At 38.1% G+C, this 15421-nt stretch carries 11 protein-coding genes and 1 other annotated feature; of the genes, 5 read left to right on the forward strand and 6 right to left on the reverse strand.

Going from position 1 to position 15421, the window contains the following annotated elements:
* The first annotated feature begins 50 nt into the window (after positions 1–50).
* On the forward strand, positions 51–1769 hold the full coding sequence (acsA, locus tag M1D60_RS04375) for an acetate--CoA ligase (RefSeq protein ID WP_456277974.1): 1719 nt from the start codon (positions 51–53) through the stop codon (positions 1767–1769).
* A 41-nt stretch (positions 1770–1810) separates the two neighbouring features.
* Here acsA and M1D60_RS04380 read toward each other — a convergent pair whose 3' ends face one another.
* Genes M1D60_RS04380 through M1D60_RS04390 form a run of 3 tightly spaced genes read right to left on the reverse strand, consistent with a single transcriptional unit; the run spans position 1811 to position 4387 of the window.
* On the reverse strand, positions 1811–2611 hold the full coding sequence (locus M1D60_RS04380; protein ID WP_456277975.1) for an ATP-binding cassette domain-containing protein: 801 nt from the start codon (positions 2609–2611) through the stop codon (positions 1811–1813).
* Between the two features lie 15 nt (positions 2612–2626).
* Positions 2627–3391 (reverse strand): aliphatic sulfonate ABC transporter permease SsuC, encoded by a 765-nt coding sequence (gene ssuC / locus M1D60_RS04385; RefSeq protein ID WP_456277976.1) that lies wholly within the window; start codon positions 3389–3391, stop codon positions 2627–2629.
* 15 nt (positions 3392–3406) lie between these two features.
* Complete coding sequence (locus tag M1D60_RS04390) at positions 3407–4387, reverse strand: sulfonate ABC transporter substrate-binding protein (RefSeq protein ID WP_456277977.1); 981 nt, start codon at positions 4385–4387, stop codon at positions 3407–3409.
* A 150-nt stretch (positions 4388–4537) separates the two neighbouring features.
* Here M1D60_RS04390 and M1D60_RS04395 point away from each other — a divergent pair, with 150 nt between their 5' ends.
* A complete protein-coding gene (locus M1D60_RS04395) occupies positions 4538–5038 on the forward strand; it encodes a DUF3231 family protein (RefSeq protein WP_456277978.1) in 501 nt (166 codons plus the stop codon).
* An 85-nt stretch (positions 5039–5123) separates the two neighbouring features.
* Complete coding sequence (locus tag M1D60_RS04400) at positions 5124–6338, forward strand: MFS transporter (protein WP_456279346.1); 1215 nt, start codon at positions 5124–5126, stop codon at positions 6336–6338.
* On the opposite strand, the gene M1D60_RS04405 is transcribed toward M1D60_RS04400, so the two are convergent.
* Complete coding sequence (locus M1D60_RS04405) at positions 6335–6949, reverse strand: YitT family protein (RefSeq protein WP_456277979.1); 615 nt, start codon at positions 6947–6949, stop codon at positions 6335–6337. The genes M1D60_RS04400 and M1D60_RS04405 overlap by 4 nt on opposite strands.
* Before the next feature lie 161 nt (positions 6950–7110).
* Positions 7111–10056 carry a transglycosylase domain-containing protein gene (locus M1D60_RS04410; RefSeq protein WP_456277980.1) on the reverse strand — a complete coding sequence of 982 codons (2946 nt, stop codon included), beginning with the start codon at positions 10054–10056 and terminating at the stop codon, positions 7111–7113.
* 176 nt (positions 10057–10232) lie between these two features.
* Positions 10233–10448, forward strand: a binding site (T-box leader).
* A 61-nt stretch (positions 10449–10509) separates the two neighbouring features.
* Here M1D60_RS04410 and tyrS point away from each other — a divergent pair.
* Positions 10510–11772, forward strand: a complete 1263-nt coding sequence (gene tyrS / locus M1D60_RS04415) for a tyrosine--tRNA ligase (RefSeq protein WP_456277981.1) — start codon at positions 10510–10512, stop codon at positions 11770–11772.
* 333 nt (positions 11773–12105) lie between these two features.
* On the opposite strand, the gene rpsD is transcribed toward tyrS, so the two are convergent.
* Entirely contained in the window at positions 12106–12708 is a 603-nt protein-coding gene (rpsD, locus tag M1D60_RS04420; protein WP_456277982.1) for a 30S ribosomal protein S4, read from the reverse strand.
* A 380-nt stretch (positions 12709–13088) separates the two neighbouring features.
* Between rpsD and M1D60_RS04425 the strand changes: the two genes are divergently transcribed.
* Complete coding sequence (locus M1D60_RS04425; RefSeq protein WP_456277983.1) at positions 13089–14930, forward strand: diguanylate cyclase domain-containing protein; 1842 nt, start codon at positions 13089–13091, stop codon at positions 14928–14930.
* Positions 14931–15421 lie beyond the last annotated feature (491 nt).

Here is a 15421-nt window from a genome sequence, read left to right on the forward strand (position 1 = left end):
TTATATTATAATAAAATGGAGCTAAGTACATAAAGGGGGAGAAGAGAGTTATGAATTTGGAAGCGCTTCCTGTAATAAATGGAAATTTTAACCTGAAAAATTATGATGAACAAAAAGAGCAATTTTCATGGGAGGATATTGAGAAGGAGTTTTCTTGGCACTCAACTGGTAGAGTGAATATGGCTTATGAAGCTATTGATCGCCATGTAGATTCAGCTAGAAAAAACAAGGTTGCCCTCTACTACAAAGATTCTTCTCGCAATGAAAAATACACATTTAAAGATATGATGGAATCCTCCAATAAGGCAGGAAATGTGTTAAGGCAGTCTGCTGATGTTGAAAAGGGAGATCGCGTGTTCATCTTCATGCCACGTTCTCCTGAGTTATATTTTATGGTATTAGGTGCCATTAAGATTGGCGCCATTGTGGGCCCATTATTTGAGGCATTTATGGAAGGTGCTGTTAAAGATCGCCTTCTTGATAGTGAAGCGAAAGTGTTAGTAACTACTCCATCACTATTAGAAAGAGTACCGTTAGAGGATTTACCAGCACTAAAGTCTGTTATTTTAGTAGGAGAAAATGTCCAAGAAGATGGAATGTTTGTAGATTATCATGCAAAGATGAAAGAAGCTAGCAAGAATCTTGAGATCGAGTGGCTTACAAAAACAGATGGATTAATTCTACATTACACATCTGGATCAACTGGTAAGCCAAAGGGTGTTCTCCATGTTCAAAATGCTATGGTTCAACATTATCAAACTGCGAAATGGGTACTTGATCTACAAGAAGAGGATATTTACTGGTGTACAGCGGACCCTGGTTGGGTCACAGGAACCTCCTATGGGATTTTTGGTCCGTGGTTAGTAGGTGCTTCAAATGTGGTCGTAGGAGGAAGATTTAGTCCAGAAGCATGGTATGAGACATTAGAAGAATACGGTGTAACGGTTTGGTACAGTGCGCCTACTGCATTCAGAATGCTAATGGGGGCTGGGGATGAAGTCGTTAAGAAGTATAACTTAAATTCTTTACGCCATATTCTAAGTGTTGGTGAACCATTAAATCCTGAAGTTATTCGTTGGGGTATGAAAGTATTTAACTTGAGAGTTCATGATACATGGTGGATGACTGAGACGGGTGGTCAGTTGATCTGTAACTATCCATGTATGGAAATAAAACCAGGTTCAATGGGTAAACCCATCCCTGGAGTTAAGGCAGCGATTGTGGATGACCAGGGTAATGAGCTTCCTCCGAATAGAATGGGGAACTTAGCTATTAAAAAGGGTTGGCCATCGATGATGCATACGATTTGGAATAACCCTCAAAAATATGAATCTTATTTTATGCCTGGTGATTGGTATGTGTCTGGAGACTCGGCTTATATGGATGAGGATGGTTACTTTTGGTTCCAGGGTCGTGTTGATGATGTCATCATGACTTCTGGAGAAAGAGTGGGTCCTTTTGAAGTAGAAAGTAAGCTGGTAGAGCACCCAGCTATTGCAGAAGCTGGTGTCATTGGGATCCCAGACCCTGTCCGTGGTGAAATTATTAAAGCATTTATTGCATTACGACAAGGGTATGAGCCTTCTGATGAGTTGAAAGAAGAAATTCGCTTATTTGTGAAAAAAGGGTTAGCGGCACATGCTGCTCCAAGAGAAATTGAATTTAAAGATAAGCTGCCTAAAACACGTAGCGGAAAAATTATGAGACGTGTGCTGAAAGCTTGGGAGTTAAATCTTCCTACTGGTGATTTATCAACATTAGAAGATTAAAAAATAAGCCTCGATACGATTCATCTTATCGAGGCTTAACTTTACCCATTAATGGACGTTTTTTTGGAATGTTCGTGCACTAACGATATATTGTGATCAAGAGAAACACCCGTAATTTGATTGAGAACTTCTTCAACAATCGAATTGAAGCTTGGATGGGTCCGTTGTCGTGGTCGTGGTAGATTAATAGGTTTATTTAAGGAAATGGTTCCTTCCTCAATGACAATTACACGATCTGCTAATGCGACAGCTTCCTCCACATCATGTGTTACTAAAATGGAGGTAAGTTTCTTTTTTATGCAGATTCTTTCTATTAGGTCTTGCATTTCAATTCTTGTTAAGGCATCTAAAGCACCGAGTGGTTCATCTAGTAAAAGGAGTTCAGGCTGGTGAACGAGAGCCCTTGCAAGAGCAACACGCTGCTTTTGGCCGCCTGATAATTTCCTTGGCCAATCATTCCCTCGATCTTCAAGACCTACATTCCGAAGTGCCTCAATGGCCCCATCTTTCCAGTGTCCTTTTAGACCAATACCGATATTATCAATTACTTTTTTCCATGGTAATAAGCGTCCGTCTTGGAACATAATTCTTGCATTTTTATTTAGGCTAGACAGTGGTTTTCCATTAACTTCAATTACACCACCGTCATTTTTCTCTAACCCTGCTAGAAGCCGTAATAGTGTACTTTTCCCACAGCCGCTTTTTCCAACTATGGCAATAAATTCACCATGATTCACCTTTAAATTGATACCTTCAAGGACGGATCTACCGTCATAAACTTTATAAAGGTCTTTAATCTTCATATAAGCTTTGTTTTGGTGTTTATCTAGATCAGTCATCATTGTTTCCTCCCTATGCTATACATCCCATTGGAACCATCTACGTTCAAAATAACGAGCAATCACATCGGAGAGTTTTCCAAACAGTGCATATAGAACAATCGCTAACACAATCACATCCATTTGCATAAACTCTCTAGCATTCATAGCCATGTAACCAATTCCAGAGTGAGCAGAAATGGTTTCAGCTACAATTAAAGTTAACCACATAACACCTAGTGAAAATCTAACCCCTACAAGGATGGATGAAAGGGCACCGGGTAAGATAATGGTGAAAAATAATCCAATTCCATTTAAGCCGTATGCTTTTCCCATTTCAATTAATCCCTTATCTACCGATTTGATTCCGTGATAGGTATTGATATAAACGGGGAAAAGAACCCCTAGTGCAACTAGAAAGATCTTTGACGTCTCGCCTATACCGAACCATAGGATGACAAGAGGAATTAAGGCTAGATGTGGAATGTTTCTGAGCATTTGGATAGATGTGTCAAACAATAACTCTGATAGTCTAAAGACACCATTTAACAGTCCGAAGATAAATCCTAGCGCCCCACCAATTAGAAAGCCGATTAATGCTCGGTTTAAACTCACCGTAATGTGCTCAACTAATTCTCCAGTCGATAAAAGTGCTCCTGCAGCAGAGAAGATATCTGAAGGTGCTGGTAGGATTCGTGAAGGTATAACTCCGTTCCAAGAAAGAAGCTGCCATAAAAGGAGTAGAAGAAAGGGAATCATCCATGGTAGTACCTGTTTTACAAGTTCTTTTATGGTTGCATTCACGTACGTCCCTCCTTTCTAATCAAGTTTGCTCAATAATTTCTCTTCCACATTTACTTGCTTTGGCAGTATTTTTAATTCGAAAAAGATGTTAGCCTTTTGTTGTTGTTCTTCCATAATTTCAGATGTTAAGGGATCTACACCGTAGACTCTTCTTTTAACGGCCATTTCAATGGCTGCTTCATCAATTTTTAGGATTTCAGCTAACATGGGGATCAACTCATCATGATTGGCATTAGCCCACTCAGAGGAAGCTTGCACCTCTTCTATGACAATATCGAGAATGTTAGCATGCTGTTTTGCAAACTTCTCATTTGCAATAAAGAAGTCACGATCAGTTGTAAGTCCTTCTCCGTCTACTAAAAGAGTGGCTTCAGAACCTATTTGTGTAGAGGATGTAAATGGATCCCATACGGTCCAAGCATCGATATTACCTTGTTCAAACGCAACACGAGCGTCTCCAGGAGAAAGAAATGCTGGTGTTATATCTCCATACGAGAGTCCAGCTTTTTCTAATGCTTTGATTAGTAAATAATGCGAACTAGAACCCTTCGCAAATCCAACTGTTTTTCCTTTCAAGTCTTCAAGTGATGTAATAGATGATCCTTTTGGAACTAAAATACCACTACCATTAAACTTTGATTTGCCTGCTGCCACATAAACAAACGGGGCATCTGCAGCCTGTGCAAATATAGGTGGGGTATCGCCTGTTCTCCCTAAATCAATGCTTCCAGCGTTTAACGCCTCAACAAGGGCTGGTCCTGCTTGGAATTCCTTCCACTCTACTGAAAAGCCTTCTGACTCTAATTTCTCTTCAAGAGTTCCTAATGATTTTAAAATCACAAGGGGACAGTTTTTTTGATAACCAATTGTAATAACTTGGTCTTTTGTTGTGGTGCCGTCAGAATTTGTTGTTCCACAGGCAAACAGTACAGTGATACACATAATAAATAAACAAATGATCGAAAGTGTTTTCGTCATACGGCGTCTTGAGGTCATGAAGTAGCCTTCCTTTTCTCAGATATTTAGATTTAAGAAACCTGTTTTAGACTATGTAGAAAAAAATAGTAGGTTCCTGTCTTGTTATGAGGTTATAAAAAAACCTAACTTAGAGAAACTAGTCTTATTCAGATTGAAGGAGTGATTGGATTGGGAATATTAAGTGGAAAACAACAGGAAGAACCTTTACATTCTGGTGAAGTATTTCATCTATGGTCACACCTTTTTGACACGAAAGCGTACTTAGTTACCTTACAAATACTAATTAATCATACAGGTGACCATGATCTAAAAGTGTTTTTGGAGGACCTGTTGGAAAACTCATTAAAACAAGAGGAACAGCAGGTAGAAGCTATTTTAAAACAAAATGGAATTAGACTTCCACCCGCACCTCCGGCTAGGCCTGACGTCCATGTAGAGGACATTCCTGCGGGAGCAAGGTTTAATGACCCAGAAGTGGCTTCTCTTGTTAAAAAGGAACTAATGGTAGGGAAGGTCTTATTCAGCTACATAGTTGGAATTTGTACTCGGGAGGATATCGGAACGATGTTTGGTGAGTTCCATACACAACGAGCGGAATATGAAGAAAAGCTATTAAAGATTTGTAAAGATAAAGGTTGGCTTGTATTACCTCCTATTAATATTAAATAAAGAGACTCTTTTCTAAAAAGTTTGTTGATTTCGTGACATTTAAATAAAGGAAGTGTGAGTAAAATTGTCATCCAAAAAGAAGGGTATGTCAATTGCAGCCATAGGTTCGATACCATTAATTATGACTCTCGGTAATTCCATGCTGATTCCGATCTTACCTCAAATGAAAAAGGAACTTGAATTATCTCAGCTTCAAGTGAGTTTGACGATTACCGTATTTTCAGTAGCTGCAGCAATTTTTATACCGATTCTTGGTTATCTCTCAGATCGCTTTTCAAGGAAAATCATAATTGTCCCAGCTCTATTATTATATGGAATTGGTGCCTTGTTAGCTGGAATTGCATCGACTGCCTTTTCAAGTGCTTATATATGGATTTTAATAGGAAGAACCCTGCAAGGAATTGGTGCTGCAGGGACAGCACCCATTGCGATGGCTCTAACGGGAGATTTATTTAAAGGTGGAGAACAAAGTAGGGTGCTCGGAATTGTAGAGGCTTCGAATGGTCTAGGGAAGGTACTTTCACCTATAATAGGTTCCTTATTAGGATTACTGGTTTGGTATGCGGTATTCTTTGCTTTTCCGGTCTTTTGTATTTTTTCCATTTTATTAACCTGGATTTTTATTAAAGAGAAAAGAAATCGTCAAGCTCCTCCTCCTTTTGGGAAGTATGTGAGGGGATTAATGAGTGTATTTAAGCATGAGGGGAGATGGCTTTTTACCACCTATTTAGCGGGAGCTACCTGTTTATTTACTTTGTTTGGAATATTATTTTATCTATCTAATGTTCTTGAAAAGGACTATCACATTGATGGTGTAGTCAAAGGTCTCATTTTAGCAATCCCTCTACTAGTTATGGGAATTACCTCTTATATAACAGGTGCTAAGATTGGTAAAAATTTAAAGTTGATGAAAAAGCTTATTGTATTAGGTTTTTTACTTATGACGGTTTCGTATGGCTTATTAACTCTATTTGAAAAAATCGTTCCTTTTCTTATTGTTCTTGCATTGAGTAGTATCGGGACAGGCTTAATTCTTCCATGTATAAATAGCTTAATTACGGGATCAGTAGGTAAAGAGAGAAGAGGGTTTGTTACTTCATTATACGGTTCAGTACGTTTTTTAGGAGTGGCTGTCGGTCCGCCTATTTTTACACGGTTAATGGAGTGGTCACGAGCTGGTATGTTTCTTTCCATTGCTAGCTTAACTCTTCTGGTTGGTATATTAGCACTTACTTTAATCCATATAACATCCCAGGATGGCGAAAAGAAAAAGACGGCTGTTCGTTATAAATATGTTTAAAGTTTCTTACGCCAATCAATGGTATAAACCTCAAGAGAATCTTTATTACAAATATAATCCACAACTCGAGTTGCAATCCATTGACTAAGTAAAGCTTGAAAAATAATATCCCATTTAATAATGGATGCCGTTAATAAGAAGATTAGGCAATTGATTAAGAAGAGAGGTTTCCCAGGTAGAATTTCACGTTTATTGGAAATGACAAGAGCAATTACTCCGATACCACCGTTGGAAACCTTTTCTTTTAATAACATACCAACACCAATTCCAAGTAGGAGTGACCCTATCACTAAATCAACCCATGGGTTTTGATTTGGTAATGGAATATAGTGTTGAACTGCAAATATAGAAGCAGAGGTAATCGAAATAGAGACCATGGTCCAAAGAGTTGATTTTCCGCCTAAATACTTCACAGCTACTGCTAGCATGGAGAAATTAACGAGCCACAGAGCAAAACCCATATCGAGATGAAACCAATGATTTAAGATAACGGCTAATCCACCAGCCCCACCAGATGGTATGGCATGTGGAAATAGGAATAAACCCATTCCAGCACCTTGTATAGCTCCACCTCCAATCACTATGCTATTCTTTTTGAGAAAATTAAACATTCGTATCATCCTGTCATCTTCTTAGATTAAGAGCAAATTTGGATAAGCTATCCTCTTAAACGTATTAATTTTAGAAAGAATTTATGATACAAGCTATAAAAATATAATCTGTTCAAAAGAAAAAAGCCTATGACGTTTTGTCATAGGCTTACTACTTTTATTTATTGATCAGCAGGTGGATCAGGATCAACTGGTTCAGTAGGGTCTCCAGGTGCTGGTTCTACTGGATCTGTTGGTATTTCTGGATCCTTTGGATCACCAGGGTTTGGTTTATCCTCTTCTGGAGGATCAGCAGGTTCCTCTGGTTCCGGCTCTGGTTCTAGTGGTTCTTCCTTCAACCATTCCCCTTTAAGGGCATGAGTGGAGGCTGGACCTTCTTTACCTGCTACATCAACAGCTGTTACGTAATAAGCAGCAATCGATGAGTCGATAGCAAATCCACCATTTTCAGTGAATTCTTTAACACTCATGCTTCCAATCTTCTTAAATTGATTTGAGAAGTTTTCAGCACGATATATACGATAACCGACCACATCATTATGTTCATGCTTTGCCCAAGTTAGTTTATTACCTGAAATACCTACATTGCTCGTAGGACTAGGAGTCGAACCGTTGTCTGCTAATGGTTCAGTTTCAGGAATGACCACATTTTTAAAAGTGGCTTCTTTAGATAGTAATTTCATTAACTCTTCAGCACTTTTTAAATTATTTTCTTCTAGGAATTCTTTCTTAATCATAACTCCATCCTGTGTAAATTCAACCGGTGTAGAGTCTAAAGCACGATAGGCTTTATCACCAACCATAACGAATTTACCCTTTTCAAGAGTATCGTCTTCTTTTCTAGGTACAAAGTTAGCGTTGAAAATGTCAGTCTGGACTAAACCAGCCTCTGAACATAAAGCTGATGGAAGTAGACCTGAAATCGTACAATATGATCTTCTAACAATACCACCTGGCATTTTGAATGTCTCATTAGATTTAACTAACTCTGGTCTAATGTCATAGGCTGCATTCATTAATTGTGCCCAGATCATTTGACCTCTTTTTGAGTAGGAAAGTCCTTTGTAAGCCTCTAATCGTTTTGGAGTATCATAACCAATCCATGTACCAAATGTAACATTTGGATTAGAAGCAACAAACCAAGAGTCTCTATACTCCTGAGAAGTTCCGGTTTTACCTGCCCAATCAGAAGAGAATTTAAGCATCGAAGGTACACCTGAAGCGGTTCCTCCTCGTATTACGTCTCTCATCATATCAATAGTTAGGTAAGCTGTTTGTGGAGAAAATACTTCTACTTCCTCTGTTTCGTGTTGGAAGATGACTTCTCCATCCTTTGTTTCGATCTTTTCAATCATATATCCATCGATGAATTTACCACCATTTGCAAATGTTGCATAGGCGTTTACATTCTCTTCAACGGTTACCCCAGTTTCCATTCCACCTAGAGATAGAGATAGATTGGTATGATCGCCTTCTGTTAGGCTTGTGAAGCCCATTTTTTCTAAGAAGGTAGAAGGTCGCTGATTAATGATCTTAGTATACCCAATAGCAGCAGGTACGTTATGAGATTTTGCAAGGGATGTACGAGCAGAAACAAATCCATAGTGATTTCCACCAAAGTTGCTTGGACTCCATGGTTCATTTCCTGTTGGAATCGTGACATCAACATCTACAAAAACAGTACCTGGTTGGATTTGACCAAGCTCCATACCTGGTGCATACACAACAAGTGGTTTCATCGTCGAACCATTTTGACGCTTTGCTCGTAATGCATGATTCATTTGCTCTCGACTATGATCGCGCCCAGCCACAAAACTAATAATTTTACCTGTCTTATTTTCAAGTAAAACTGCACCAACCTCAACAGGCTCAACTACTTTTTCAACTTCACCAGTATCCGGGTTTTCCTTTTCTTCAGTCTTATCTTGACCGTAGTATTGGAATTCCTCTGCTACTACTTGCATACGGTCATATATGTCTTTGTCTATTGTTGTGTAGATTTTATATCCATTCTGTCTCATTGTCGTGTCTGCTAGAGTCAAATAGGATTGATGTAATTCGCTATCATTTAGTAGATCTTCTTTTTCATAGCCATCCTTTGTCGCGAGCTGATCTGCAATAATTTCCTTTGAACGCAGTTCTATCTCGGCTGTCAGCCAAGGATAATCCTCTGTAGGAGAAGGTTTTGCTGGTGCAAAGCTAGCGACTAAATCAAATGCTATTGCTTCATCATATTGCTCTTGGGTAATTTTTTCTGCTGTAAGCATCCTACTTAATACAGTTTTCATCCGATCTAATCCTGGTTGAAGATTATTTTTAATTTCACCAGCATTAGTAAATGGAGTATAACCAAACGGGCTTTGTGGAAGACCAGCGATGAAAGCCGCTTGAGCTAGATTTAAGTCCTTTGGCTCCACATTAAAAATTCCAAGGGCTGCCGTTTTTACGCCGGCAATATTATCTCCCGAACTATTCCGTCCAAATGTTGCAACATTAAGGTAAGTTTCAATAATCTCTTCTTTTTCAAAGAATTGCTCTAGGCGCATAGCTAGGAGGATTTCCTTTGCTTTACGTTCAAAAGAAACTTCACTAGATAAGATTTGGTTTTTTATTAGCTGCTGGGTAAGGGTACTTCCTCCCGTTTGAGTTTGGGAATTAGTGACCTCCTGTAATAAAGCACGTAATATGGCTTTTGGAACTACACCATTATGTTCATAAAAGTACTGGTCCTCAGTTGCAATTACTGCATCTATTAAATGAGGAGAAATGTCAGATAACCCTACTTCCTCACGATATAAATCAGAACGTAGCTCACCTAAGTAGACGTTGTTTGCAAAGTAGACCTCAGAGGTCTCTTCGTAGTTATAAATGTCTTTTTGCATGCTATCAAAGCTTCGAATTGGCTCGTCCTTAACGAGAGATGCAAAATATCCGGCTCCAACTCCACCAGCAAAGAATGCACTCATTAATCCTATTACTATAAAAACTAAAAATAGATTCCACATGACTTTGTATGAAACTGAGAATACCTTTACTGTCTTTTTGCTAAATAATGCATCTTTAAAGGTTTGTAAGTATTCTTTAATCATTGATTTGTTAATCCTCATAACACTCCCCCTAAATCAAATATATTATAGCACATTATAATTACAATTTTACATACACAAAAAGACATACTGCAGGAAAAATAAACCAATAACTGAATGGGTTATTGAATGGTTGATTTGACATTAGCTTGCTTTCTATGGTATTTATTTGTATAAGAAATTGATTAATTGAATAAAAGTAAGCAATGATAGGAATCAAGTAGTGTGGTTTTCCCTGTTTTAGAGAGCTGATGGTTGGTGAAAATCAGTACAAATTAACACACGAATTACATCCTTGAGCATCTTTTGTGAATGATAGTAGCAAAAGACGGATTAAACCGTTAATGAATCTTGAGTGGAAGGCAATTTGCTTTCAACAAGGGTGGTACCGCGATTAATAACTCGTCCCTTTTTTTGGGGAGGAGTTTTTTTGTGTTCCTAGAGTTGTATTCATGAAAGAGAGGGGTATTTAGAATGGATTTATTAAAAGACTTAGAATTTCGCGGGCTAATTCATCAGGTAACTGATCAAGAGGGCCTAGAGAAGGTATTAGCCGAGGAGAAAATTAAACTCTATTGTGGTTTTGATCCAACTGCAGATAGCCTTCATATCGGAAACTTACTTCAAATTGTGACGTTACGACGCTTTCAGTTAGCAGGACATTCTCCAGTTGCATTAGTGGGAGGAGCGACTGGGTTAATTGGAGATCCAAGTGGTAAGGCAAACGAGCGTACCCTTAATTCTTCAGATGTGGTTGTACAATTTACTGACAAGATTAGAAATCAATTAGCTCGTTTTTTGGATTTTGAACATCCGGAAAACCCGGCAACCATTGCTAATAATTATGACTGGATTGGCAAACTTGACGTTATCTCTTTTCTAAGAGATGTCGGGAAAAGCTTTGGATTAAATTATATGCTAGCAAAGGATTCCGTACAGTCAAGGCTTGATGCGGGAATTTCATTTACAGAGTTTAGTTATATGATTCTACAGTCCTATGATTTCTTAAAACTATATGAAACACAAGGTGTTCGATTACAAATAGGTGGAAGTGATCAATGGGGTAATATAACAGCGGGGCTTGAACTAATTAGAAAATCTGTCGAGGATTCGAAAGCGTTTGGTTTAACGGCTTCTCTTGTCACAAAAGCGGATGGAACCAAGTTTGGTAAAACAGAATCAGGTACGATCTGGTTAGATCGCGAAAAAGTTTCACCATATGAATTCTACCAGTTCTGGATTAATACGGATGACCGTGATGTTATGAAGTTTATTAAATGCTTTACCTTCCTAACAAAAGATGAAATTGAAGCAATTGAACAGGAAATGGCAGATGCTCCTGAAAAGAGAACGGCCCAAAAGACACTTGCAGAAGAGGTAACGAAGTTCGTTCATGGTGAAGAATCACTTAAACAGGCTATCAGAATCTCAGAAGCATTATTCAGCGGAAGTATCGCTGAACTAACTGGAGAAGAAATCAAAGAAGGATTTAAAGATGTTCCATCCTTTGAATTTGCTTCGACAGACCAACCTGTTCTCGTTGATCTACTCGTTCAAAGTAAGATATCCCCATCCAAGCGACAGGCTCGGGAGGACATCTCAAATGGGGCAATCTATATTAATGGTGAGAGAATTCAGGAAATAGATTTTGTTGTTTCAGATCAACACCGTATTGAGAATGCGTACACCGTGATTCGTCGAGGGAAGAAGAAGTATTATTTAATTAAATTTGTTTAAATGAAAGGCCACCTCCAGACCATGGAGGTGGCTTTATTACTTCCATCTAGGGAAGGGGAAATATAAATCATTGCTTTTGCGGAATTAAGAGGGAGAATCGTGGAATAAATGAATTTTTCGCGGGATTATGAACAGAAATCGTGGAATTGCTATATTTATCGCGGAATAATCAAAAAAGTTCATGGAATAGCTTGATTCATTAGCAGGGTTAGGTGTATGATTCAGTATTTATTAGATATTGTATCAAGTTTTTAACAAACTTTTGCAAAATAATAGCTGAAGTTGGGATAGAATAACAAAAACCCCACTGATATTTCAGCGGGGTTCCTCTTATTAACGAGAATAGAATTCTACGATTAATGATTCGTTGATTTCAGCTGGAAGTTCAGAACGCTCAGGAAGACGAGTGTAAGTACCTTCAAGCTTTTCTGCATCAAATGATAAGTAATCAGGTACGAAGTTGTTTACTTCAACTGATTCTTTAACTGCAGATAGGTTTTGAGATTTTTCACGTAGAGCAATAGTTTGTCCAGGCTTTACGCGGTATGATGGAATATCAACACGTGATCCATCAACTAAGATGTGACCGTGGTTTACTAATTGACGAGCTCCACGACGAGTACGAGCTAAGCCAAGACGGTAAACTAAGTTATCTAAACGAGATTCTAATAGAATCATGAAGTTTTCACCGTAGATACCAGTCATTTTACCAGCAGCATCAAATGTGCGACGGAATTGACGCTCATTTACTCCGAACATATGACGAAGCTTCTGCTTTTCTTGTAATTGTAAACCGTATTCTGATAATTTTTTACGTTGGTTTGGACCATGTTGTCCAGGAGCGTAAGGACGCTTTTCTAATTCTTTACCAGTACCACTTAAAGAGATACCTAAACGACGTGATAATTTCCAACTTGGACCTGTATAACGAGCCATAATATGACTCCTCCTTCGTGTTTTTATTTTGCATAAAATAAAAACCGTAACGGGCATTGATTTATGACATTTTATTACATGTTATATCCTCGCTCCAGCAGCAGGGAGTTACTCGATATAGCTCATACTAAAAGAAGATGGGAGAAGAAATTTCGCCACATGATCCTAGTACGGGAATAAAATGAACAACAAATGTACCAATTTAGGCTGCAGTATTTTACACAAATGCTATTATATTATTTTCATAACGTAATGTCAATCATGCAAGCAATACATATTCTGTATTAAAACTAAAAGAAATAGGATTAATTTTTACCAAAAATATTTATAAATGGTATAATTAAATAAGTGTGTACTCAAGATAATATAGGTGATTAAAGATGAATGATGAAAAGAAACTTCTCCTAGATTTAAAAGGAGGACTATTTGACCTCTTATTTAAAAGTCAAATAGCTAGCCGACAAGATATATATAATGAGCTTTTAACACAAATTCGAGAATATTATCATGCTCAGGTAGTTGCTATTTACTCCAAAGATGAATTCAGCAAGAAAGTAATCATGGTATGCTCCACTAGCCCTGAAGTGATGAATAATGCTGACCTACACTTCTCCTCCAGAACTGAGATCCTCGAAGAAGGTAAAGTAAAAATTATCTCCACTTCTTCCAACTATGAAGTATACATACCGGTGTTAGTAAAGAATACGAAACAATTATTAGTAGGAATTACATTTTTATCTGTGAACAAATTACCTGAAGAGTCAAAGTGGGATGAACTTGTTCCAATTTTTTCTAATCTAATCAACAAAATAAACGAGTATGTGGATTTTTCTGAGGAGCATAGGCGTTACGAACAGTTATATCGAGTGACCTCCAAATTCCATTCATCTATGAATATGGATGATGTTTTAAAAGAAGTCATCGAAACCTTGAGAGAAGTTTATCCAGGGTTTACCTATTATTTGCTTTTATCTCATGACTACAACCATCTAAATAATTTACCGATTAAAGAGATTCAATATGATGAATCAAATATAGCTGTAACACAAGCATTTGTTACCGGAGAAATCCAAATGGAGGATAAGGTAGCCGATCGAACTTCAGTACTGTATGCTCCATTAAAAGGAAAACAGGGCGTATATGGAGTACTGCAAGTAATTGCACCAAATACGATTTTATTTCCTCAAGAAGAAATTAACTTTGTTACCTTGCTTGCGAATACAGCTGGAAGTGCATTAGAAAATGCTAAACTCTATCAGCAATCAAATCGGCTAATTGCAGATCTACAACTTATTAACGAAACTTCTCATCAGTTGAACTCTAATTTGCGGCTTTCCGAAGCAATGAATTATATGTCAAATCAAATAATTACATCGTTTAAAGCGGATGAGGTAGGTTTTATATTATTTAAATCTAGTGATGTGTATGAATCTCTGCCTGGTTGTACCGAATTCTTTAAGCAAGAGCAATCCAATATATTGGTCCACCATATTCACTCAAAGGTACAGAATGAGCAGGAGGCCATTTTTGTTGGTGATTTACAACTCGACCTATCTAATCAGCAACCAGATTTCCGGTCATTAATGGTCGTTCCTATGATTCAAGGGAAAGAGCTAAGAGGGGTTGCGATTGTACTACAAAGAGAACCATATGCTTTTTCTTTTGAAAATTTCAAGCTATTACAATCGCTTATTCACCATTCTACGCTTGCTCTAACGAATTCGCTTTTACGAGAAGAGCTGGAAAGGTTGGTAATCACAGATCATTTAACGAAGTTACATTCTAGAAATTACCTGAATGAAACGATAAGTAAGTCTATGATGACCGATGCTTTCGGGACGTTTATTCTAATTGATATAGATGATTTTAAAAAGGTAAACGACACATACGGCCATCAGGTTGGCGACGAAGTTCTTAAACAAGTAGCTGAAGTGATTAAAGATCATATTCGTGAATTTGACGTCGGTGGCAGATGGGGAGGAGAAGAACTCGCTATCTATCTCCCAAGAGTTGATTTAGCATCTGGCGTAGCGGTGGCAGAGCGATTAGTTGAACGAGTAGCTGAATTAACAGAACCAAGGGTTACGATTTCCTGTGGTGTGGGACATTGGCAAAAAGGACAGGCTGATACACCGATTAGTTTATTTAAGCGGGCGGATGTCGCACTTTATGAAGCAAAGGGAACCGGTAAGAACCGGGTACATGTTCAAGAAGATATGTAATTTGCTTTTTATGAAGTTTTCGCATTTAATCTAGGCATGAATTCTAAACAGGAATTCATGCCTATTTTTTTGAGCAATTTGTGAGTTTAAATGGTGTCAGTAGTTCCAGTGTTATTGTTATGGTTTACTAGGCCACTGAAGGACAAAACTAAGGGAAATCCAGAGGAAAGGTCCTTCATAGCGTGGATGAAGGACAAAACTAAGTAGAAAGCCGAGGAAAAGGTCCTTCATAGCTTGGATGAAGGACAAAACTAAGTGGAAGTCCAGGTGAAAGGTCCTTCATAGCATGGATGAAGGACAAAAGTAAGTGGAGAGCCAGGGAAAAGGTCCTTCATAGCGTGGATGAAGGACAAAACTAAGTGGAAAGCCGAGGAAAAGGTCCTTCATAGCGTGGATGAAGGACAAAACTAAGTGGAAATCCAGGGGAAAAGTCCTTCATAGTGTCAATGAAGGACAAAACGAGCTGCAAAAGCCAAGAAAAAGTCGTTCAT

The sequence above is a fragment of the Bacillus sp. AK128 genome, from assembly GCF_053903075.1.